Origin of the sequence: Vibrio sp. 10N.261.55.C5 (genome assembly GCF_041470505.1) — a bacterium.
In the GTDB taxonomy this organism is placed as follows: Bacteria; Pseudomonadota; Gammaproteobacteria; order Enterobacterales; family Vibrionaceae; genus Vibrio; species Vibrio crassostreae_C.
This window is the reverse complement of record NZ_JBFRMS010000025.1, coordinates 14,687-34,698: the sequence shown is the minus strand read 5'-3', so window position 1 is coordinate 34,698 and position 20,012 is coordinate 14,687. Positions and strand designations below refer to the sequence as shown.

General features: G+C 43.2%; 20 protein-coding genes and 6 tRNA genes. 10 read left to right on the top strand and 16 right to left on the bottom strand.

Annotation, left to right across the window (positions count from 1 at the left end):
* Window positions 1–6: 6 nt before the first annotated feature.
* The 10 genes from AB4263_RS11175 to lolB form a co-directional block, all read right to left on the bottom strand.
* Window positions 7–91 (bottom strand) — tRNA-Leu (locus tag AB4263_RS11175).
* 72 nt (window positions 92–163) lie between these two features.
* Window positions 164–240 (bottom strand) — tRNA-Met (locus tag AB4263_RS11170).
* Between the two features lie 77 nt (window positions 241–317).
* A tRNA-Gln gene (locus AB4263_RS11165) sits at window positions 318–392 on the bottom strand.
* 29 nt (window positions 393–421) lie between these two features.
* A tRNA-Leu gene (locus AB4263_RS11160) sits at window positions 422–506 on the bottom strand.
* Between the two features lie 65 nt (window positions 507–571).
* Window positions 572–648: transfer RNA gene (locus AB4263_RS11155), tRNA-Met, on the bottom strand.
* 280 nt (window positions 649–928) lie between these two features.
* Window positions 929–2,020, bottom strand: coding sequence for a redox-regulated ATPase YchF (gene ychF / locus AB4263_RS11150; RefSeq protein WP_010439159.1), 1,092 nt, complete (start codon window positions 2,018–2,020; stop codon window positions 929–931).
* Window positions 2,021–2,030: 10 nt separating this feature from the next.
* Complete coding sequence (pth, locus tag AB4263_RS11145; protein WP_004739815.1) at window positions 2,031–2,621, bottom strand: aminoacyl-tRNA hydrolase; 591 nt, start codon at window positions 2,619–2,621, stop codon at window positions 2,031–2,033.
* Window positions 2,622–2,844: 223 nt separating this feature from the next.
* Window positions 2,845–3,789 (bottom strand): ribose-phosphate pyrophosphokinase, encoded by a 945-nt coding sequence (locus tag AB4263_RS11140; RefSeq protein WP_004739814.1) that lies wholly within the window; start codon window positions 3,787–3,789, stop codon window positions 2,845–2,847.
* A 27-nt stretch (window positions 3,790–3,816) separates the two neighbouring features.
* On the bottom strand, window positions 3,817–4,692 hold the full coding sequence (ispE, locus tag AB4263_RS11135) for a 4-(cytidine 5'-diphospho)-2-C-methyl-D-erythritol kinase (RefSeq protein ID WP_136979861.1): 876 nt from the start codon (window positions 4,690–4,692) through the stop codon (window positions 3,817–3,819).
* Complete coding sequence (gene lolB / locus AB4263_RS11130) at window positions 4,689–5,336, bottom strand: lipoprotein insertase outer membrane protein LolB (protein ID WP_372098211.1); 648 nt, start codon at window positions 5,334–5,336, stop codon at window positions 4,689–4,691. Before lolB ends, ispE begins: the two co-directional genes overlap by 4 nt.
* A 160-nt stretch (window positions 5,337–5,496) precedes the next feature.
* On the opposite strand from lolB, the gene hemA reads away from it, so the two are divergent.
* From hemA to ybaK, 8 genes are all read left to right on the top strand, one after another.
* Window positions 5,497–6,756 carry a glutamyl-tRNA reductase gene (hemA, locus tag AB4263_RS11125; protein ID WP_017062312.1) on the top strand — a complete coding sequence of 420 codons (1,260 nt, stop codon included), beginning with the start codon at window positions 5,497–5,499 and terminating at the stop codon, window positions 6,754–6,756.
* A gap of 28 nt (window positions 6,757–6,784) precedes the next feature.
* On the top strand, window positions 6,785–7,873 hold the full coding sequence (prfA, locus tag AB4263_RS11120; protein ID WP_017062313.1) for a peptide chain release factor 1: 1,089 nt from the start codon (window positions 6,785–6,787) through the stop codon (window positions 7,871–7,873).
* A gap of 5 nt (window positions 7,874–7,878) precedes the next feature.
* Complete coding sequence (prmC, locus tag AB4263_RS11115; RefSeq protein ID WP_372098210.1) at window positions 7,879–8,739, top strand: peptide chain release factor N(5)-glutamine methyltransferase; 861 nt, start codon at window positions 7,879–7,881, stop codon at window positions 8,737–8,739.
* A 191-nt stretch (window positions 8,740–8,930) separates the two neighbouring features.
* Window positions 8,931–9,314: a SirB2 family protein gene (locus AB4263_RS11110; RefSeq protein WP_009848726.1), complete on the top strand. Its 384-nt coding sequence runs from the start codon at window positions 8,931–8,933 to the stop codon at window positions 9,312–9,314.
* A 27-nt stretch (window positions 9,315–9,341) separates the two neighbouring features.
* Window positions 9,342–10,151 carry a SirB1 family protein gene (locus tag AB4263_RS11105; RefSeq protein WP_136974806.1) on the top strand — a complete coding sequence of 270 codons (810 nt, stop codon included), beginning with the start codon at window positions 9,342–9,344 and terminating at the stop codon, window positions 10,149–10,151.
* A gap of 22 nt (window positions 10,152–10,173) precedes the next feature.
* Entirely contained in the window at window positions 10,174–11,028 is an 855-nt protein-coding gene (gene kdsA / locus AB4263_RS11100; RefSeq protein ID WP_017069619.1) for a 3-deoxy-8-phosphooctulonate synthase, read from the top strand.
* A 458-nt stretch (window positions 11,029–11,486) separates the two neighbouring features.
* Window positions 11,487–13,148, top strand: coding sequence for a bifunctional UDP-sugar hydrolase/5'-nucleotidase UshA (gene ushA / locus AB4263_RS11095; RefSeq protein WP_017064163.1), 1,662 nt, complete (start codon window positions 11,487–11,489; stop codon window positions 13,146–13,148).
* 118 nt (window positions 13,149–13,266) lie between these two features.
* On the top strand, window positions 13,267–13,740 hold the full coding sequence (gene ybaK / locus AB4263_RS11090) for a Cys-tRNA(Pro) deacylase (protein ID WP_048615700.1): 474 nt from the start codon (window positions 13,267–13,269) through the stop codon (window positions 13,738–13,740).
* Window positions 13,741–13,846: 106 nt separating this feature from the next.
* Here the strand turns inward: ybaK and rluF are convergent, their stop codons facing one another.
* The 3 genes from rluF to AB4263_RS11075 form a co-directional block, all read right to left on the bottom strand.
* Window positions 13,847–14,980 carry a 23S rRNA pseudouridine(2604) synthase RluF gene (gene rluF / locus AB4263_RS11085; RefSeq protein WP_017064161.1) on the bottom strand — a complete coding sequence of 378 codons (1,134 nt, stop codon included), beginning with the start codon at window positions 14,978–14,980 and terminating at the stop codon, window positions 13,847–13,849.
* 176 nt (window positions 14,981–15,156) lie between these two features.
* Window positions 15,157–15,738 carry a DNA endonuclease SmrA gene (gene smrA, locus AB4263_RS11080; RefSeq protein ID WP_017062320.1) on the bottom strand — a complete coding sequence of 194 codons (582 nt, stop codon included), beginning with the start codon at window positions 15,736–15,738 and terminating at the stop codon, window positions 15,157–15,159.
* 170 nt (window positions 15,739–15,908) lie between these two features.
* On the bottom strand, window positions 15,909–16,049 hold the full coding sequence (locus AB4263_RS11075) for a DUF3149 domain-containing protein (RefSeq protein ID WP_017062321.1): 141 nt from the start codon (window positions 16,047–16,049) through the stop codon (window positions 15,909–15,911).
* 255 nt (window positions 16,050–16,304) lie between these two features.
* Between AB4263_RS11075 and AB4263_RS11070 the strand changes: the two genes are divergently transcribed.
* Window positions 16,305–16,381: transfer RNA gene (locus AB4263_RS11070), tRNA-Pro, on the top strand.
* Between the two features lie 102 nt (window positions 16,382–16,483).
* Here the strand turns inward: AB4263_RS11070 and AB4263_RS11065 are convergent.
* The 3 genes from AB4263_RS11065 to AB4263_RS11055 form a co-directional block, all read right to left on the bottom strand.
* Entirely contained in the window at window positions 16,484–17,152 is a 669-nt protein-coding gene (locus AB4263_RS11065) for a LuxR C-terminal-related transcriptional regulator (protein WP_372098209.1), read from the bottom strand.
* Between the two features lie 494 nt (window positions 17,153–17,646).
* Window positions 17,647–18,525: a curlin gene (locus tag AB4263_RS11060; protein WP_372098208.1), complete on the bottom strand. Its 879-nt coding sequence runs from the start codon at window positions 18,523–18,525 to the stop codon at window positions 17,647–17,649.
* An 83-nt stretch (window positions 18,526–18,608) separates the two neighbouring features.
* On the bottom strand, window positions 18,609–19,220 hold the full coding sequence (locus AB4263_RS11055) for a curlin subunit CsgB (protein WP_372098212.1): 612 nt from the start codon (window positions 19,218–19,220) through the stop codon (window positions 18,609–18,611).
* 313 nt (window positions 19,221–19,533) lie between these two features.
* Here AB4263_RS11055 and AB4263_RS11050 point away from each other — a divergent pair, with 313 nt between their 5' ends.
* A complete protein-coding gene (locus AB4263_RS11050; protein ID WP_017064155.1) occupies window positions 19,534–20,010 on the top strand; it encodes a curli production assembly/transport protein CsgE in 477 nt (158 codons plus the stop codon).
* Window positions 20,011–20,012: the final 2 nt, after the last annotated feature.

Here is a 20,012-nt window from a genome sequence, read left to right as displayed (position 1 = left end):
AAATAATGGTGCGGTCGGAGAGACTTGAACTCTCACACCTCTCGGCGCCAGAACCTAAATCTGGTGCGTCTACCAATTCCGCCACGACCGCAGCAAATCTTTATAGTCATACTGAATATTGGTGATTCAATATAACGTTGTCTTTTCTTTCTCGAAGAAAGAATGGTGGCTACTGCGGGATTTGAACCTGCGACCCCATCATTATGAGTGATGTGCTCTAACCAACTGAGCTAAGTAGCCATCTGAGAGCGAGACAATATAATATAATCTTGCTTTCAATGCCATTATCTTTTTAAAGATAATTACACTTTAAATAGTGGCTGGGCTACCTGGATTCGAACCAGGGAATGCCGGCATCAAAAGCCGGTGCCTTACCGCTTGGCGATAGCCCAACAATGATATCAATTAAGATATCTCAATATGGTGCGGTCGGAGAGACTTGAACTCTCACACCTCTCGGCGCCAGAACCTAAATCTGGTGCGTCTACCAATTCCGCCACGACCGCGTTATTTCCTAAAAACTCTTTGTTACTAAAGACAAACTTTAATATCAAATAGAGTGCTTAGGAAATGGTGGCTACTGCGGGATTTGAACCTGCGACCCCATCATTATGAGTGATGTGCTCTAACCAACTGAGCTAAGTAGCCATTTCCATATTGTTGCTCATTTCGAAACGTTGCCGCTTCGCTGTGAACGGGGCGCATTATGCGGAGTTGAGTGAAACCCGTCAACTTTTTTTTTGAATAAATCGCGAATAAACATCTGTTCGGTTTCTTTTTAGGCAAAGAGGCGTATTTGTCGACAAAAAACAGGTCTAAAAGGCGATATATATAGGAAGTTAAGTTTCTGGTGAGGGACAATTTAGAAAGGGGAAAAACAAAAAGGCCAGTGAATTCACTGGCCTTTTTTCTAGATGTTTAATCAGAATTATACATTGAAGCGGAAGTGAACAACGTCACCATCTTTAACAATGTATTCTTTACCTTCAAGGCGCCATTTACCTGCGTCTTTCGCTCCGCTCTCACCGTTAAATTCGATGAAGTGATCGAATCCAACAACTTCAGCACGGATGAAACCTTTCTCGAAGTCTGTGTGGATCTTACCCGCTGCTTGTGGCGCAGTTGCACCTACAGGGATTGTCCAAGCACGAACTTCTTTAACACCAGCTGTGAAGTAAGTCTGAAGAGTCAGTAGTTCGTAACCAGAGCGGATCACTCGGTTAAGACCTGGTTCTTCGATACCCATATCCGCAAGGAACTCTTCGCGATCTTCGTCATCAAGCTCAGAAAGCTCTGATTCGATTGCTGCACAAACAGCAACAACAACGTTGTTTTCGTTTTCTGCGTATTCACGAACAGCGTCTAGGTATGGGTTATTTTCAAAACCATCTTCTGCAACGTTTGCGATGTACATTGTTGGCTTAAGCGTTAGGAAGTTTAGGTAGCCGATTGCTGCCGCTTCTTCTTTGCCAAGTTCAACAGTACGTGCCATACCACCTTCAGTTAGAACTGGAAGTAGCTTTTCTAGTACAGTGATTTCGAATTTAGCGTCTTTGTCGCCGCCTTTCGCTTTCTTCGCGTTACGTTGAATTGCACGCTCACAGCTGTCTAAGTCAGCCAGTGCAAGTTCTAGGTTGATCACTTCGATATCTTCAATTGGAGATACTTTGCCAGCAACGTGAACAATGTTTTCATTTTCAAAGCAGCGTACAACGTGACCGATAGCGTCAGTTTCACGGATGTTAGCTAGGAATTTGTTACCAAGACCTTCACCTTTAGATGCGCCAGCAACTAGGCCCGCGATATCTACGAATTCCATTGTCGTTGGAAGGATCTTCTGTGGATTAACAATTTTTGCTAATGCATCTAAGCGTAGATCTGGAACCGGAACGATACCTGTGTTTGGTTCGATCGTACAAAATGGAAAGTTTGCTGCTTCGATGCCTGCTTTAGTCAGTGCGTTAAACAGAGTTGACTTACCAACGTTTGGTAGACCAACGATGCCACATTTAAAACCCATGATATAAACCTTATTCTGCTTTGAACGTATGTAAGCGATTTTGTGCTTTTGGTAGGCCATCTTTTAATAAGATGTCTAGGCTGCGAACCGATTCGTCAACGACGGCCTCGATACACTCTTGCTCTTTTTGAGGAGCTTTGCCTAATACATAACCTGCAACTTTATCTTTGTGTCCTGGATGGCCGATGCCTAATCTAAGACGATAGAATTCTTTATTGTTACCCTGCTTGCTGATGATGTCTTTCAGACCATTATGTCCGCCATGACCACCACCTTTTTTAAACTTTCCAATACCAGGAGGCAGATCTAACTCATCGTGAGCGACCATGATCTCTTCTGGTTTAATTTGGTAGAACTTTGCTAAGGCTGCAACTGCTTTGCCTGACAAGTTCATAAAAGTCGTTGGGATCAGCAAACGAAGATCTTCACCGTGAACCATGATACGACCCGTTAGGCCAAAGAACTTTGGTTCGTTCTTTAGTGTCACGTTATGTACACGCGCTAATTCTTCAACTACCCAAGCGCCCGCGTTGTGGCGAGTTTTGGCGTATTCTGGACCTGGATTAGCCAGTCCAACGAGAAGTTTTATTTGTTGGCTCAAGGTATGGATCTCTCTTGGGATTTCAAAAAGCGCCGTATGATATCACAGTTTATGAAAAAGGTGCGAGCTAGCTGATAGCTGCGCGATTATTCCTGTTTGTGATAACTAGCAGTGCAATATTACTCAGACATAAAAAAAGCACTTCATTGACTGAAGTGCTTAATATCTTTCTCTCGCGTGTTTCTAAAACCAAGCTTTTGTAAAAAAAGCTATTGGGCTTTGATTAGTTGAACATCGCTGAGATTGATTCTTCGTTGCTGATACGACGAATCGCTTCAGCAAGCATGCGAGAAAGGCTAAGTGTTGTCACTTTACCCGTCGCAGCCATCTCTGGAGATAGAGAGATAGAATCCGTTACGATAACTTGGTCTAGAACAGAGTTCTTGATGTTGTTTGCAGCAGTACCAGAGAAAACAGCGTGAGTTGCGTAAGCGAATACACGCTTAGCACCGCGCTCTTTAAGCGCTTCAGCTGCTTTACATAGTGTGCCACCTGTATCGATCATGTCATCAACGATCACGCAGTCGCGGCCTTCAACATCACCGATTAGGTTCATTACTTCAGAAACGTTAGCACGTGGACGACGCTTATCAACGATAGCGATATCAACGTCACCTAGCGCTTTAGCCGTTGCACGAGCACGTACAACACCACCAAGGTCTGGAGAAACCACAACTGGGTTTTCTAGGCCACGGTTAGCCATGTCTTCTAGAAGAACAGGAGTACCGAAGATGTTATCAACTGGTACATCGAAGAAGCCTTGGATTTGCTCTGCGTGTAGGTCGATAGTAAGAACGCGGTCTACGCCAACGTTAGAAAGGAAATCTGCAACAACTTTTGCAGTAATTGGCACACGTGCAGAACGTACACGACGATCTTGACGGGCATAACCGAAGTAAGGGATTACAGCAGTAATACGGCCAGCAGAAGCACGGCGCATTGCGTCAATCATTACCACCAATTCCATTAGGTTGTCATTGGTTGGTGCACAAGTTGATTGAATCAGGAATACATCGCTACCACGAACGTTTTCATTGATTTGAACAGCGACTTCGCCATCAGAAAAACGGTCTACAGTAGCATCGCCAAGAGAGATGTATAGACGATCAGCAATACGTTGGGCTAGTTCAGGTGTTGCGTTACCAGCAAATAGCTTCATATCAGGCACGGTGGAAACCTCGGGTTGCGTCCAGTTTTAAATAGATTGTGGGTGGGCTGAGTGGTATTCAGCCAACGTTTCTTTTAAAGGAGAAGTGTTTCGTCCTTTCGCTACAAATGCGGAAACGGCGTCAGGCAGTTTTTCTAGCACCAATTCGGCTTCTTTTTTGCTGCTAAATTCAGCAAAAACGCACGAACCTGTGCCAGTCAATCTCGACGGCGCGTATTGTAGCAGCCATGAAAGTTGCTTATCAACCTCTGGGTACAGCATTCGAACAATTTTTTCGCAATCGTTTACGTATTCTTGCTCTAGAAGCGTTGATAGCGCTCGCTTTGGCGTATTTCTGGTTAATTCGGGATGTGTGAATATGTCCACAGTTGCTATGCTCACTTGAGGCTTAATCACGAGATACCATTTTTCATCCGGATTAGCAGGTAGCAACTGCTCACCAACGCCTTCAGCAAAGGCGGCATGGCCTCGCACAAACACTGGTACATCAGCGCCAAGGTTCAGACCGATCTCTGCAAGTTGATCCTCAGAAAGATTCAGTTGCCACAAGTAATTAAGCGCCACTAACACAGTTGCAGCATTTGAAGAGCCTCCGCCAATACCACCACCCATTGGTAGCACTTTCTTTAGCTCAATATCGGCACCGAAAGAGGTTGAGGTGTACTGTTGAAGTGCAGTAGCGGCTTTCCAGATCAGGTTGTCTTCAAGTGCTACCCCAGGGATTTCTGGTGTGATTGTTATCGAGCTAGTTTCTGAGTTTGCGGTAACCGTCAGTTCATCACCAAAATCGACAAACTGAAATAAAGTTTGAAGTTCGTGATAGCCATTGTCACGTCGACCAGTGATATAGAGAAATAAATTCAGTTTAGCCGGAGAAGGCCAATGGGTTGGCGTTGTTATCATCTTTTCAGTGTCCACTTCGAAACTACAATGTTGATTTTGTTATTGTCTTGCTTGAATGACAATCGAGTAGGGAGTGGGATTATCTCTACCTTAGTGTTGTCTTCACCCGATAGTTGCTTATTCGGCATCTCTGTATTGCGATAGTTAGCGAAGTTCAGTGTCCATAGCTGGCTGCTGACTTGTTTGGTTAGAGACTCAAGCGTGTTAGTTGTATTTAACTGGTAGCTGTCAGCTTGGTCTGGAATGCCAAGGAACCATTGAGGCAGGTGATCAATAGGTATCTGCAAACCTGTCAGTTGCTCAACCAATACAGAGGCACTTGCGTGAGTAAATACTTGGTCGTCATAGGTCACCACTTTGGCCCCCGACGGATCTATAGTCAGGTTCAATGCGGTTTGACCGAGGAATGTCGTGAGCCTTAATTGACTGTGATTTGGTGAATGCTTCCAAATGAAGTTTAGGCTTTGGCGCTGCTCTGGAGAAATGTAAGCGAGCTTGCCTGAGGCTTGATAGTTTTCTATCTGTAAAAGCCGATCTTGGTGACTTTGCCACTCAACACTGGTCGGTTGTTCAGGTATAGACGAGCAACCCACCATAATTATGGTCATAAAAATAAGAGACGTGATTCTACGAAGTTTGCTCATATTTGCTCACAACTTGTTCAAATTTATCTAAAAAACGCTTCAACTATAGCATTGAATTCACGAACTCAGGAAAACAAATCCCGCTTGCTCTTTAAATAGAGCCATGCATCAAGTAAAATTCGCCCCTTGTTTCCATTCCCTGATCGAGAACTTCTGATACATGTCTTTGCTTGCCGTAGGTATCAATCACAATACAGCGTCGGTTGAATTGCGAGAAAAAGTCGCTTTTGGTCCAGATAAATTATCTGAGGCACTCAAGCAACTTAACGCAAATGCACACGTGAATGGAAGTGTCATACTTTCTACCTGTAATCGAACTGAAGTGTATTGCGACGTTAAAGGCGTGGCTAAAAACAAACTCATCGATTGGTTGTCGGTTTTCCATCAAGTTAGCCCAGAAGAGCTAAAGCCAAGCCTTTATATCCATGAAGAGCAGGCGGCGATTAAACACTTAATGCGCGTTGCTTGTGGTTTGGACTCTTTAGTCTTGGGTGAACCGCAGATCTTAGGTCAGGTGAAGCAAGCGTATACGGACTCGCGAGAGAACAAATCCGTTGATGCTTCAATGGAAAAACTATTCCAGAAATCATTTTCTGTTGCGAAGCGTGTTCGAACTGAAACTGAAATCGGCGGAAGCGCGGTTTCTGTAGCTTACGCAGCCTGTACCTTAGCCAAGCATATTTTTGAATCCATCGCAGATTCAACCGTGTTACTGGTTGGTGCGGGTGAAACCATTGAGCTGGTGGCTAAGCACCTTTCGGCGAATGGCTGTACAAAAATGATTGTGGCGAACCGAACTCGAGAACGTGCTCTAGGGCTAGCAGAAGAATTTGGTGCTGAAGTGATCAGCTTGAATGAGATCCCTGATCATCTTCATCGAGCGGACATCGTAATTAGCTCAACCGCAAGTCCATTGCCTATTATCGGTAAGGGTATGGTTGAGACTGCTCTAAAAACAAGAAAGCATCAGCCGATGTTATTGGTTGATATTGCCGTTCCACGTGATGTGGAATCGCAGGTTGGTGATCTAAATGATGCCTACCTTTATTCGGTTGATGATTTGCAGTCGATTGTTGATGGCAATATCGAACAACGTAAAGTTGAAGCGATTCAAGCTGAAGCGATCGTCAGTGAAGAAAGTGCCGCGTTCATGAGTTGGATGCGCTCTTTACAAGCGGTAGACAGTATTCGAGATTACCGTAAATCGGCTAACGAAATCCGCGAAGAATTATTAAGTAAAAGTTTACAATCGCTTGCCGCTGGCGGTGACCCTGAAAAAGTTTTACTCGAGCTCAGCAATAAGCTCACAAACAAATTGATCCATGCTCCAACGCGCGCACTTCAAAGTGCAGCTGAGCAAGGAGAACCTGCAAAATTAATGGTCATTAGACAGAGTTTGGGCTTAGAAAACCCTCAATAATATTAGACCTCCAACAAGATAAGACATTATGAAAGCCTCGATTCTAGTAAAGCTTGAAACACTTGTTGAACGCTATGAAGAAGTTCAACACCTACTTGGTGATCCAGATGTAATCGGGAATCAAGACAAATTCCGTGCACTTTCGAAAGAATACTCTCAACTTGAAGAAGTGACAGCTTGCTTCCAGTCATACCAGCAAGCGAAAGAAGATCTAGAAGCTGCTGAAGAGATGGCAAACGAAGACGACGCAGAAATGCGTGAAATGGCTCAAGATGAAATCAAAGATGCGAAAGCAGCAATTGAGCGTCTGACTGATGAGCTACAGATTCTTCTTATTCCAAAAGATCCAAACGATGAGCGTAACTGTTTCCTAGAAATCCGCGCAGGTGCGGGTGGTGATGAAGCAGGTATCTTCGCGGGCAACCTGTTCCGTATGTACTCTAAGTTTGCTGAGAAGAAAGGTTGGCGTGTTGAAATCATGAGCAGCAATGCTTCTGAGCAAGGCGGCTACAAAGAGATGATCGCTAAGGTTAGTGGCGACGCTGTTTACGGCACCATGAAGTTTGAGTCAGGCGGTCACCGTGTACAACGTGTACCTGAAACCGAATCTCAAGGCCGTGTTCACACGTCAGCATGTACGGTTGCGGTTATGCCTGAGATCCCAGAAGCGGATCTTCCAGAAATCAAAGCGGGCGACCTTAAAATTGATACTTTCCGTGCATCAGGCGCGGGTGGTCAGCACGTTAACACCACGGATTCAGCAATCCGTATTACTCACTTACCAACGGGTACAGTAGTAGAGTGTCAGGACGAGCGTTCTCAGCATAAAAACAAAGCGAAAGCGATGGCTGTTCTTGCTGCTCGTATTGTTCAAGCAGAAGAAGAGCGCCGCGCGGCAGCGGTTTCTGATACACGTCGTAACCTACTAGGTTCGGGTGACCGTAGTGACCGTATTCGTACGTACAACTACCCACAAGGCCGTGTTTCGGATCACCGTATCAACCTTACAATTTACCGTCTTAACGAAGTACTTGAAGGTGACATGCAAAGCTTGCTTGATCCTGTACTTCAAGAGCACCAAGCCGATCAGCTTGCTGCACTTGCAGAGAACAACTAACCAGTATGCAGTCAGCATATACGGTTGAAAGTGCTTTAAAAGCAGCAATCGTAAAGCTTCAAGAGGGTGATAACACATCACCCTCTATTGATGCCGCGGTACTGCTTTGTCACGCCTTAGATAAACCAAGATCTTACCTACTGACTTGGCCTGAGAAGCATCTCACCTCTGAGCAAGAGTCTGAATTCAATGCCCTTCTAAAACGTCGCTTAACCGGTGAGCCTGTGGCTTACATTATCGGTGAGCGTGAGTTTTGGTCACTGCCGTTAAAAGTTTCCCCTTCTACATTAATCCCACGCCCAGATACCGAGCGTTTGGTTGAAGTAGCGTTGGATAAAACCTTTGGCAAGCAAGGCGCGATTCTCGATTTAGGGACAGGTACAGGTGCTATCGCGTTAGCATTGGCGTCTGAGATGCCGAATCGACAGGTGACGGGTATTGATCTTCGCCCTGAAGCGCAGCAGCTTGCGACAGAGAATGCACAGCGTCTCAACATCACCAATGCGACTTTTTTGCATGGTAGTTGGTTTGAGCCTTTGAGCTCTGAAGGCGTTGTTAAATTCTCTCTGATTGTTTCTAACCCGCCATACATTGAGAAGAATGATCCTCATTTATCTCAAGGTGATGTGCGTTTTGAACCGATCACAGCGTTAGTGGCTGAAGAGAAAGGGCTCGCGGATATTCGATACATCTCTGAAAACGCACGTGGCTTTTTAGAAAACGAAGGTTGGTTAGCGTTTGAACACGGTTACGACCAAGGTTTAGCTGTACGTGAGATTATGCAGGTGCTCGGATATCTCGATGTTGTGACAGAGAAAGATTACGGTGGTAATGACCGAGTGACATTGGGTCGTTACTGTTCATAGGCTGCTGTTAATCATCTTGTGAGCAATAGATGATTAACTTGCTAAATTGATACCTTTAACTCGACAATACATTTAACCCGATAATGCATTTAACGCAGAAATACAGAGATTTTATGCAGAACCACAGAGCATTAACGGGTATTGTGAGGCTCGTGTTAACGAAAGCACATATAAAAATATAAAGGAATACCATGTACGAAGGTCTAAAACATTTTCACCTATTAACGATTGCTATAAGTGCGCTACTTCTCTCGATTCGTTTCGCTCTTATGATGGCTAACTCACCTAAGCTTAAGCATCCTTTCTTGCAGCGTTTCCCTCATATCAATGACTCGTTGCTATTGCTATCGGGCATTGGTTTGATTTTCATCACTGGCTTTATTCCATTTACACCAGCAGCACCATGGTTAACCGAAAAACTAACTTGTGTTATGGCTTACATCGCATTAGGTTTCTTTGCGCTTAAGCTAGGTAAAAACAAGCTACTGAGAGTATTCTCTTTCTTTGGTGCGCTTGGCTGGTTAGCGATGGCAGGCAAAATCGCAATGACCAAGACACCAACATTTTTCGGTTAATTATCTCCTTATTTCGGTTAACTATCTATGTACGAATTTTTTGATGAAGACTTTGACCAGCTAGAGTTAGCTGAAGGTGCATTGATCTTAAATAAAGCGATTAACCCAGAAACTCAAGACAGTTGGGCAGAGCAAGAGCTGGCGAGATTGTTAAAAGACGCCGAGTTTGCTTTGGTTAATGAAACCGATGAACAGCAGAAGTTTGAATCTTTTATTCGACTATTCTTTTATGAATGGGGTTTTGCTGGCGATAAAGATGCGTATTTCTCTTCGGAAAACGCGTTCATCGATAAAGTGCTTGAGAGAAAGAAAGGCATTCCAGTGAGTCTGGGGGCGATCTTTCTTTTTCTAGGTCGCAAGCTAGGCTTTCCTGTAGAGGGCGTCTCTTTCCCGACTCAATTCTTACTTAAAGTAAGTTGGTACGGGCAAGCTGCAGCCTATATTAACCCTTATAACGGTGAGTATGTTGGCGAACAAACGCTGCGAGCATGGTTAATTGGCCATGATGGCCCATTAGCTAAGGTGAAACCTGAGCACTTAGAAGTCGCCGACCACCCAACAATTATTGGTAAGTGGTTAGCCCTGCTCAAGAGTGCACTACTGCGAGAAGAGCGTTATACACTTGCATTGAAGTGTACTGACCTTGCTTTGACGTTTGTACCTGATGACCCATATGAAATCCGTGACCGCGGTTTTATCTATCAGCAGCTAGACTGTCACCAAGTAGCCGTAACCGATTATCAATACTTTATCGACCAATGCCCAGATGACCCGGCATCTGAGTTACTGAAATCTCAAGTGAACGTCATGAACGAAAAGACAGTGGTCGTTCACTAATTAATAATTATTTAGAGAGAATATGATGGAACAGAAAACAGTTCATATTGGCGATATGCCAATTGCTAACGACAAGCCATTTACGCTATTTGCAGGCATGAACGTTCTTGAATCTCGCGATCTTGCTATGCAGATCTGTGAGCACTATGTAAAAGTAACCGAGAAGCTGGGCATCCCTTACGTATTTAAGGCGTCTTTTGATAAAGCGAACCGCAGCTCAGTTCATTCATACCGTGGTCCAGGAATGGAAGAAGGTCTCAAAATCTTCCAAGAGCTGAAAGATACTTTCGGCGTGAAGATCATTACTGATATCCACACAGAAGCTCAAGCTCAGCCTGTTGCGGATGTGGTTGATGTAATCCAACTACCTGCATTCCTAGCTCGTCAAACTGATCTTGTTGAAGCAATGGCTAAGACTGGCGCAGTAATCAACGTGAAGAAGCCTCAGTTCATGAGCCCGAATCAAGTTGGCAACATCGTTGATAAGTTCGCTGAGTGCGGTAATGACAACATCATCCTTTGTGAGCGTGGCGCTTGCATGGGTTACGATAACCTTGTTGTGGATATGCTTGGCTTTGGCGTAATGAAGAAGTCTTCAAACGGTAGCCCAATCATCTTCGACGTGACGCACTCTCTACAAATGCGTGACCCATCAGGTGCTGCATCTGGCGGTCGTCGTGAGCAAACGGTTGAACTTGCTAAAGCTGGCCTGGCGACAGGTATTGCGGGTCTGTTCATTGAAGCTCACCCAAACCCAGACCAAGCTCGTTGTGATGGCCCATCTGCGCTACCTCTAGACAAACTAGAGCCGTTCTTGAAGCAGATGAAAGCACTTGATGACCTTATCAAAGGCTTTGAGCATATTGATATTAAATAATCGAACTGCATATAATTAACAGCCGGCGCAAACGCCGGCTTTTTTGTACCTATCGGTAAGCGAGTTGCGGTTAAGTTGATACTTTCAAACCAGTTATCTTACCAGTTGCTATGTTATAACGTATCAATTAAGGCTTTGATAAATAGAATAAATTTAACGAAGGTCACTTTTCGGGGATGTTGAATTGAGCCAATCACAAATAATCTAAAAAATTATGAAAACGTTTGCCTGTGATCACTTATTTGCTCAAATGCAACTTTGCCGCTTTGTTACACACTCGATAGGAGATTAAGGTGATCTATCCTACATAAATATGAAATCACTCTGTTAGGTTTACCGTCTTAATTTAAACTACTTCATGTTTTACTAAATTCTAACGATGTTTCCTTAGCGGACATTTGTTGAGTTTGAGTGATAAAAAAGCAGTGGATTCCCCTAAAAAGTTCAAAGGTATGACAATGAAGCAACGCCTTATTCTAAAGACAGCACTAAGTGCTGCAATCCTAGCTACTCTAGCTGGGTGTGCGTCTCAATCAGCTCATGATTGGAACCAAGACGAAACTTACAAGCTAACGATTCTTCACACAAACGATAACCATGGTCGTTTCTGGCAGAATAAATATGGCGAATACGGCATGTCTGCACGTAAAACGCTAGTTGACCAACTTCGTTCAGAAGTTGAAGCAGAAGGCGGTAGCGTGTTGCTTCTATCTGGCGGTGACATCAACACGGGTGTTCCAGAGTCAGACCTTCAGGACGCAGAACCTGATTTTAAAGGTATGAACAAAATTGGTTACGATGCCATGGCATTGGGTAACCACGAGTTTGATAACTCTTTAGACGTATTACAAAAGCAGATCGACTGGGCTAACTTCCCAATGCTATCTGCAAACATCTACGATAAAGCGACAGGTGAACGTAAGTTCCAAGCTTACGAGATGTTCGAAAAGCAAGGCATCAAGATTGCGGTTATTGGTTTAACAACTGAAGATACCCAAAAGATTGGTAACCCTGAATTTATCGCAGGCATCGACTTCCGTGATCCTAAAGAAGAAGCGAAGAAGCTAATCGCTGAACTTAAAGAAACAGAAAAACCGGATCTAATCTTTGCTGTGACTCATATGGGTCACTACGAAAATGGCCAACGTGGTGTTAATGCTCCGGGTGATGTCGCACTTGCTCGTTACCTAAACGAAGGCGATCTAGACATGATCGTTGGTGGTCACTCTCAAGAGCCTGTATGTATGGAAGGCCCTAACGTTGCGAAGAAAAACTTCAAGCCGGGTGATGAGTGTAAGCCTGACGTACAGAACGGTACTTACATCGTTCAAGCTCACGAGTGGGGCAAGTACGTAGGTCGTGCTGATTACGAATTCCGTAATGGCGAGCTAGAGATGGTGAGCTACGACCTGATTCCAGTTAACCTTAAGAAGAAAGTTAAGATCGACGGTAAGAAGCAACGTGTTCTTATTCAAGATGAAATCGCACAAGACCCAGAGCTACTTGAATTCCTACGTCCTTTCCAAGAGCAAGGTCAGGCACAGCTAGAAGTTCAAATCGCTGAGACAAATGGCAAGCTTGAAGGCGATCGTAACGTCGTTCGTTTCCAACAGACCAACCTAGGTCGTTTGATTGCGACTTCTCACATGGAGCGTGCAAAAGCAGACTTCGCTGTGATGAACTCTGGTGGCGTTCGTGACTCAATTGAAGCCGGTAATGTTACTTACAAAGATGTACTGAAGGTACAGCCTTTTGCAAACATCCTGACTTACACAGACATGACGGGTAAAGAAGTTCTGGATTACCTAAATGTAGTAGCGACTAAACCAATCGATTCTGGTGCTTACGCTCAGTTTGCTGGAATCTCTATGACAGTAGCGAACGGTGAAGTATCGAATGTATTCATCGGTGGCAAACAGCTTCGTCTAGACGAAACTTACCGTTTCACAGTACCAAGCTTTAACGCTGCTGGTGGTGACGGTTACCCTAAACTGTCTGATCACCCAGGTTACGTAAATACTGGTTTTGTTGATGCTGAAGTACTGAAAGAGTACCTAGAAGCAAACAGCCCGGTTGACGTGAACAAGTACGCGCCTTCAGGCCAAATGGTTTACAAGTAATTGAATCCAAGCAATTGTATCAATAGGTGCTAAATTAGATTGACTCTAGCACCATGATAAATTTAACTAAAGCGACGCCTCGGCGTCGCTTTTTGTTTATCTATCGTTTGGATTTGTTATGACCCCAGCAATCAATCTCGCCAAGAAAAAGAAAATCGCTCATAGCGTGCATCAGTACCATCATGATGCCAATAATACGAACTATGGTTTAGAAGCCGTTGAAGCGCTTGGTCAAGATCCCAAACGTGTATTCAAAACGCTGTTGTTCTGCTTGAATGGTGTGGCGAAAGATTTGGCAGTCGCCGTTATTCCTGTCGACCAGAAGCTAAACCTAAAGCTGGCAGCAAAAGCGGCGAAAGGCAAAAAAGCAGAGATGGCTGATCCAGATATTGCTCAGAAAACCACGGGTTATGTCGTGGGGGGAATTAGTCCGCTTGGTCAGAAGAAAGCACTGCCTACCTTCGTTCATTCCAGTGCGACAGATTTTGAAACGATATGTGTGAGTGCAGGTAAGCGTGGGCTAGAGATTGAATTAGACCCAAAAGACTTAACACTTCTGACTCGCGGCCAGTTTGCTGATTTATGTTTATAGATTGTCGTCGTCATGATGATAAAACTATCGAATGACCAACAAAAACGCCCGCTAGACTAATCTAGCGGGCGTTTTTATATCGAGAGTCTCGTCTTACTGATTCAGACTACTTCTTCAGACCTAAAGTACCACCAACACGCTTTGGTGCAGGTTTGTTCGGTCTGTTTGAATCTTGGCTGCGGTTTGCCGGCTTCCCGCTTCTACGATCGGTATTATCGCGATCTGTGCGATTGCGATCCGAACGATTTCTATCTGAATTAGAACGCTCTGAACGAGAGTTCGATTTCCAGTTCTCGGTATTACCACCGCTTTCACCATTCGATGAATTGCGGCCACGCTTTGAATTAGGTGCATGACGGAATTCATCCGCATTGTTACCGCGGTAGGTGCGTGTACGGTTCTCGTTTTGATTACGGCGCGCTGTTGAAGCTTGGTTCTCTTCACGGCTATCAAAAAGTTTCGCGTCAGTCGCTTTGCGAATGCGTTGACCTTTCGCGTTCATTTTTGACGCATCTTCCGTACTTACTGAGCCTTCACACATCGCTAAAATTTCAGTGATCTCTTCGTCGCTCAGGTAGCGCCATTTGCCGTTAGGAATACCGTCTAGTGAGATATTCATAATACGAACACGACGCAGTTTAAATACTTCATAACCGAGCGCTTCACACATACGGCGAATTTGGCGGTTAAGGCCTTGTGTTAGCGTAATTCGGAATGAGAACTTAGTCTCTTTCTCTACTTTACATGGCAAAGTGACTGTATCGAGAATGTGAACGCCAGCGCCCATTTGCTTCAAGAATTCCGTCGTAATCGGCTTATCTACACGCACCACGTATTCTTTCTCGTGGTTGTTACCTGCACGTAGGATCTTGTTTACGATGTCGCCGTCATTGGTTAGGAAGATAAGGCCATCAGAAGGCTTATCTAGACGACCAATCGGGAAAATGCGCTTGTGGTGGCCAATAAAGTCGACGATGTTGCCAGGAATATCACGCTCAGTCGTACAGGTGATACCTGTTGGTTTATTGAGAGCAATGTAAATCGGCTTCTCTTTTGAGCGAACAGGCTTATTGTCGATCTCAACATCATCACCTGGCAAGACTTTAGTACCCATTTCAGGGATCTTACCGTTAATAGTAACTCGGCCTGCATCAATCAGTTTATCGGCTTCGCGGCGTGAGCAAAAACCAGTTTCACTGATGTATTTATTAAGGCGTTTAGCTTGGGATTCTTGTGACATGATATTCTCTTAGCGTTTCACAACGGAAATGTAGATAAACAAAAAGCAACCTTTGGATAGTTGCTTTGAGTTGAAATTCGTTAACTGAGGTAATTTTAGCACTTGGTGTGAGTCTAGGCACGAAATATCGATCTTGATGCAAAATCGTTACTAGTCCATTTATCTATCTCAACCTATTAACTGGTGCGTTTTTGATGGCGCTCTCTGTTCTCTAGCTTTTTCTCATTACTCTTTCTGAGCATTACGTAGACTGCGCCCGTACCACCATGAAATTGCTGAGCAGAATGAACACATTGAACGTCGTTGATTTGTGTTAGCCAATTTGCCACGTAGCTTTTCATCATTGCAGGTGGATTCGAACGCTCACCCTTACCATGAACAATGATGACGGTACGAACATCCATTCTTAAACACTGACGCAAAAATGAAAGCACTTCGTTACGTGCGTCTTTCAGTGTTTTCCTATGAAGGTCGAGCTTGGCTTGAATAGGGTATTTTCCTAGGCGCAGCTTTTTGTATACGCCTTCTTGTACACCGTCTTTTTTATAAGCAACAACATCGTCTGGCTTGATCATTGGCGAATAGTCTAATGATAAGTAGTCTTTCTCGTCGTCAGACAGCCACATAGCGGCTTCACGCTTAGCAAGGTGAGATTCGGTGACTCGGTGTACTTTCTGGTGTTCAGCGGTGTCATGGTCGATACGTTTAACATCGCCCATCATTTCTTGGAATAGATCTAAGTCATCATCATGAGACATAGTGTGTATCTCAAGTTGGAGAAGGATAGGGTAAGTATACCTAAGTTGAGGTTAGGTTTAAAAATGAAAAAACCGGAGAAGACAATAAGTCTGCTCCGGTGCAAAGCGTTTTGACATTTACTTATAAAGTAAAAGAATACTTAAAAGTAAATGATTTAGGCAGAGCGATTCTAGTGAGGAGATTTTTCAGTCATAACTTTGTATATGAAGAAGCCTCCATAAAACATCATGAGACCCAGAGCCCCGAAGATTACTATCATTGAAGATAGTCCCACCGCATTACCAAATAGGAGATCTAGCCAAAAGTCCATGTGTATACCTCAAAGTTATATGACATGGCTTAGTGTATTAACAAGCATTATCAATTCACTGATCTGGATCAATCCTGTTTCATAAGTTAAATACTTGTTGGTAACTGTGTGTTTTTCGTCACATCATGCTCGTTGTTGTATGTCTTTTGTTCGAACGATTCAAAATCGCAATAAATATGAGAAAAAGCCCTTGCGGATAAATTCAGAACCCGTATTATACGCTCCATCGACAGGCAATGAGCCAGTTAGATATCTCGGTGAATAGCGCAGCTTGGTAGCGCATCTGGTTTGGGACCAGAGGGTCGGGGGTTCGAATCCCTCTTCACCGACCACATTAAAGAAAGCCGTAGCAGAGATGCTACGGCTTTTTTGTATTTGGGATTTCTACATTCTAACTGCATTGACTGTTTATGGTTGAGGGCAGAGAGTTAGGTCTATTGGACAAACTCATTTGTCGCAACGTTGTTCTTAACCCAGATCAAAGCTTGTAAGCGATTCTTCACCTTGATTTTTTTAAACGTGTTGTGAAGGTGTGCTTTGACCGTATTTTCACTGACATAGAGGGTATCTGCTATCTGAGTGTTAGATGCTCCATCACCGAGTAACTTAATGATCTGCTGCTCGCGTTTGGTGAGCTTGAGGTAATAAGGGCTGGTTTTCGCGCACTGCCTCTCTCTGTAGAAGCTAATGTACTGGTAAATGAGCTTTCTACTCATCCACATCTCGCCTTGCAAAATGCAGTTAAAGCCGGCCACGAGCTTTTCAAGCGTGTCCGACGTATAAAAAATGCCGACAAGATACTGCCATTTAAGCATTTCAGAGTGCGGGAAATCGCCTGGTGTATTGAGTAGCACTTCATGGACATCACTTGCTACGTCATCTCTGAGCTCCTGGTATTTCTCAATGTATTGCTTACTCATTGTCGGGAAATCAATAATAATCAGAACTAAGTCATCGTTTTTTAGGGATTTAGCACTGAGCCTTTCCGGTGATATGAGTTTTATGTTCAGGTTAACTTTCTGTTCTATGGACTCTTTTAGTAGTATCGATTGTAAATTGTTCTCCGCAAGTAAAATGGCGTGATGAGCCTCCAGTTTAGCCATGTGGAACTCCTTTTCTTAACTCATTACTTGAACTTTAGGTGTTTTAGTTTAAAGCACGTATTGTTATTTTGCTAATTTTTAAAGCTAATTATTCATCAAGTTTATGAAATTAATTTAATAGTATTGTCGAAGGTAAAATAATACTTAAGTAGAAAGAGGGAATTACCGAGATTTATGGTTTTATTTTATTGATTGTACAGTCTTTATGAATTTTCCAGATCCCCTTGTTTGGGTGAAGTTTTATAGTGGCAGGAAACTGATTTATATTAATAATCAACGTTGTAATACCACTATTCGTATTCTGGTTGAAATTAGAGTTGGTGTTCGTACTCAACGTTAATGAAGATGCCATACTGTTATTTATGGTCAGAATAAGACTTTTATTTTTTATCAGGCACTGTACTGAATTTAAATCAGAAGAAAATCCATTAAAATGGAAAGAAATAAATAAAACGGCGACTAGCGCCGTTTTAATGTATGCACTGACACTCATATTAATTTTGGTAAATAATACCGACATTACCGTAAGCACCATTACCTAGTACAACTGCACTATCATTTGATGTTTGTTCAACCGTAAATTGGTTCATATTACTGTTCTGGAGTTGAACAACAGCATCAGAATGAGAGCCTGTTTGTAGAATGAATACTCTATTTCTATCACTATTTACTAACTCAATATCGGCATCGTTCCAATCACCACCACCGACGCTATTGTTAACGATAGTTTGCACATAGTTGTCGTCACCACTGATGTCAATTTCAACGTTATTATAGTCAACATCAGAGTTACTGAATTCTGTATATGTCTTGTTTGAATCGCCATTTATAGTAGTTTCAGCTCTGTTGTAGTCAGCTCCTCCAAGAGCAACTGATACTGAAATGTTGTCATCACCCATTTGTGTAACTCGAAGGTCGTTTCCGATAGCTAGACCACCTCCCGCAACTTGAACTCGAGCTTGGTTTGATTCGCCATTTTGATCGATAAGTGCGTTGTTATACCAGCCTCTAAGTTGAACATGGGCCTCATTAAGATTACCACTTTGTTCAACAACCACATCGGATCTGTAACTTCGGTGCGTGTCAACTAATGCGGTATGGCCGTTTATAGTGCCCGCTGTATTTTGATTAATAGTTACATTAGCTCTGGCACCATCACCCATTTGCCAAAGTGCTGTGTTATCACTCGCTGTTGGTATCGTTACCCCACCAGCTGCTGCTGTAAGAGCACCGTCAATTCCAAGATCTGTTGTACCTTCAATCACTCCATCCCCTGGAGCTGAGGCTGGGTATGGAGCTGGCAAATCATCTGCGTGAGCTACATTTAACCCAATGATGGCACCGACTATAATTCCAATTTTTGTTAGTTTCATAAGTTGTATCCTTATACATTTCCATGTCGACGTTGTTGTTGCTTCACAGAGAAGCAACTTGAATCAAGCTTCCATACTGCGCGCTAATTTGCTTGATTGATGTGAATTCTCATTGAGCTAGACGCTTTTACTAAAGCAAAGTCGTTGCCGTCTTGAGAAATTCCTAAATTACTTCTTCCAGAACCAACCAAATAAGCAGTATTGCCATTGCCTTTTTGGTCAATGCTCAGCTGACTACTCTGTCTTGAGAAGTTAGCTTGTCCGATAACTGCTAAATTGTTATTCCCGTCTTGGGAAATAAGCGCTTCAGAATTTACTCCGAGTTGCCCAATTGCGGCATCGTTATTTGAACCATTCTGGTCTATTAAGGCGGTATTATTGCGCCCTGTTTGACCAATGTATGCGGAGTTAGAACTTCCGCTTTGCGTTATCTTCGCTCTGTTGTTCGCGGTAATACCAGGACTGCGTTGCTTTATTATTGCTATTGAATCAGTAGCATTAGTTATATTTAATTCTGAATAATTATCTAAATCTCCAGAAGAGAAGCTTTCTAAATAATTATAATCATTGACTATATCTTGATTAACATTATGTAAAAAATCCCCTTCTATATCTGACGCGATAGCATTATTAAAACCTCCTGATAAAAAATATAAACAAGTTAAGCTGATAAGTGATGCTTTCCCAATTACCATCATCTTTACCTTAAAGTGTTCGTGATTATGATCCCTACGAAAATAAACTGCGTAGGGAATGAGTGAACCTTTGTCTTATCGAAATCCTAGGCCTTGAATTTACGAACAGCTATAAACTTAAAGTTGAAAATATTTAGTTGTTCATATGAAATTTAATTAGTATTTGACCGAATCCTACCAACCTTAGTTAATCAATTCCCTTCAGTAATTAATTCGAAAGTTTATATATGCCACTGTAAGCATGAATTACGCTTTATTCAGTTTCAACGAATCACATTCTCATTTTGTAAATAGACTTTGAATGGGAGCACATATGAAAATCAAGCTGCTTACAATAACTCTGCTTTCCTTTGCTCTTCATGCAGAAGAAAAGAGTCATGGTCTTGAAAATGCTGCTCCTTTAGAAAATGGACAAAAACTTGAGGACTCGACAAATAATCTTAAGGAAAAATTCAATGACTTCAGTGAAGTCGATGGAATCATTGTGGACAGAACCATTACGCGGTTGGGAGAGGATTTCTATTTTTTCTTCTCGCAATCGCTCAATGATAGTTATCCCGACCTTAAGGAAAATTTGACGGTAAAAGAAAGGCCAACGGCGTTATCAGGAAGCATCATAGAGGTTCAACACTCTAGAAAACCGATCTTCCGTACGGCGTTGTCCCCTGGTCGTAGACAAGCGAAAGAACGCGCTGCCGATGCAACACGAGTGGTTGGGAATTACATCATCCGATGGCAAGCGGAACGGATCTTTCAGGACACTTACGATCTAGACCATGATGAATTTTAAGG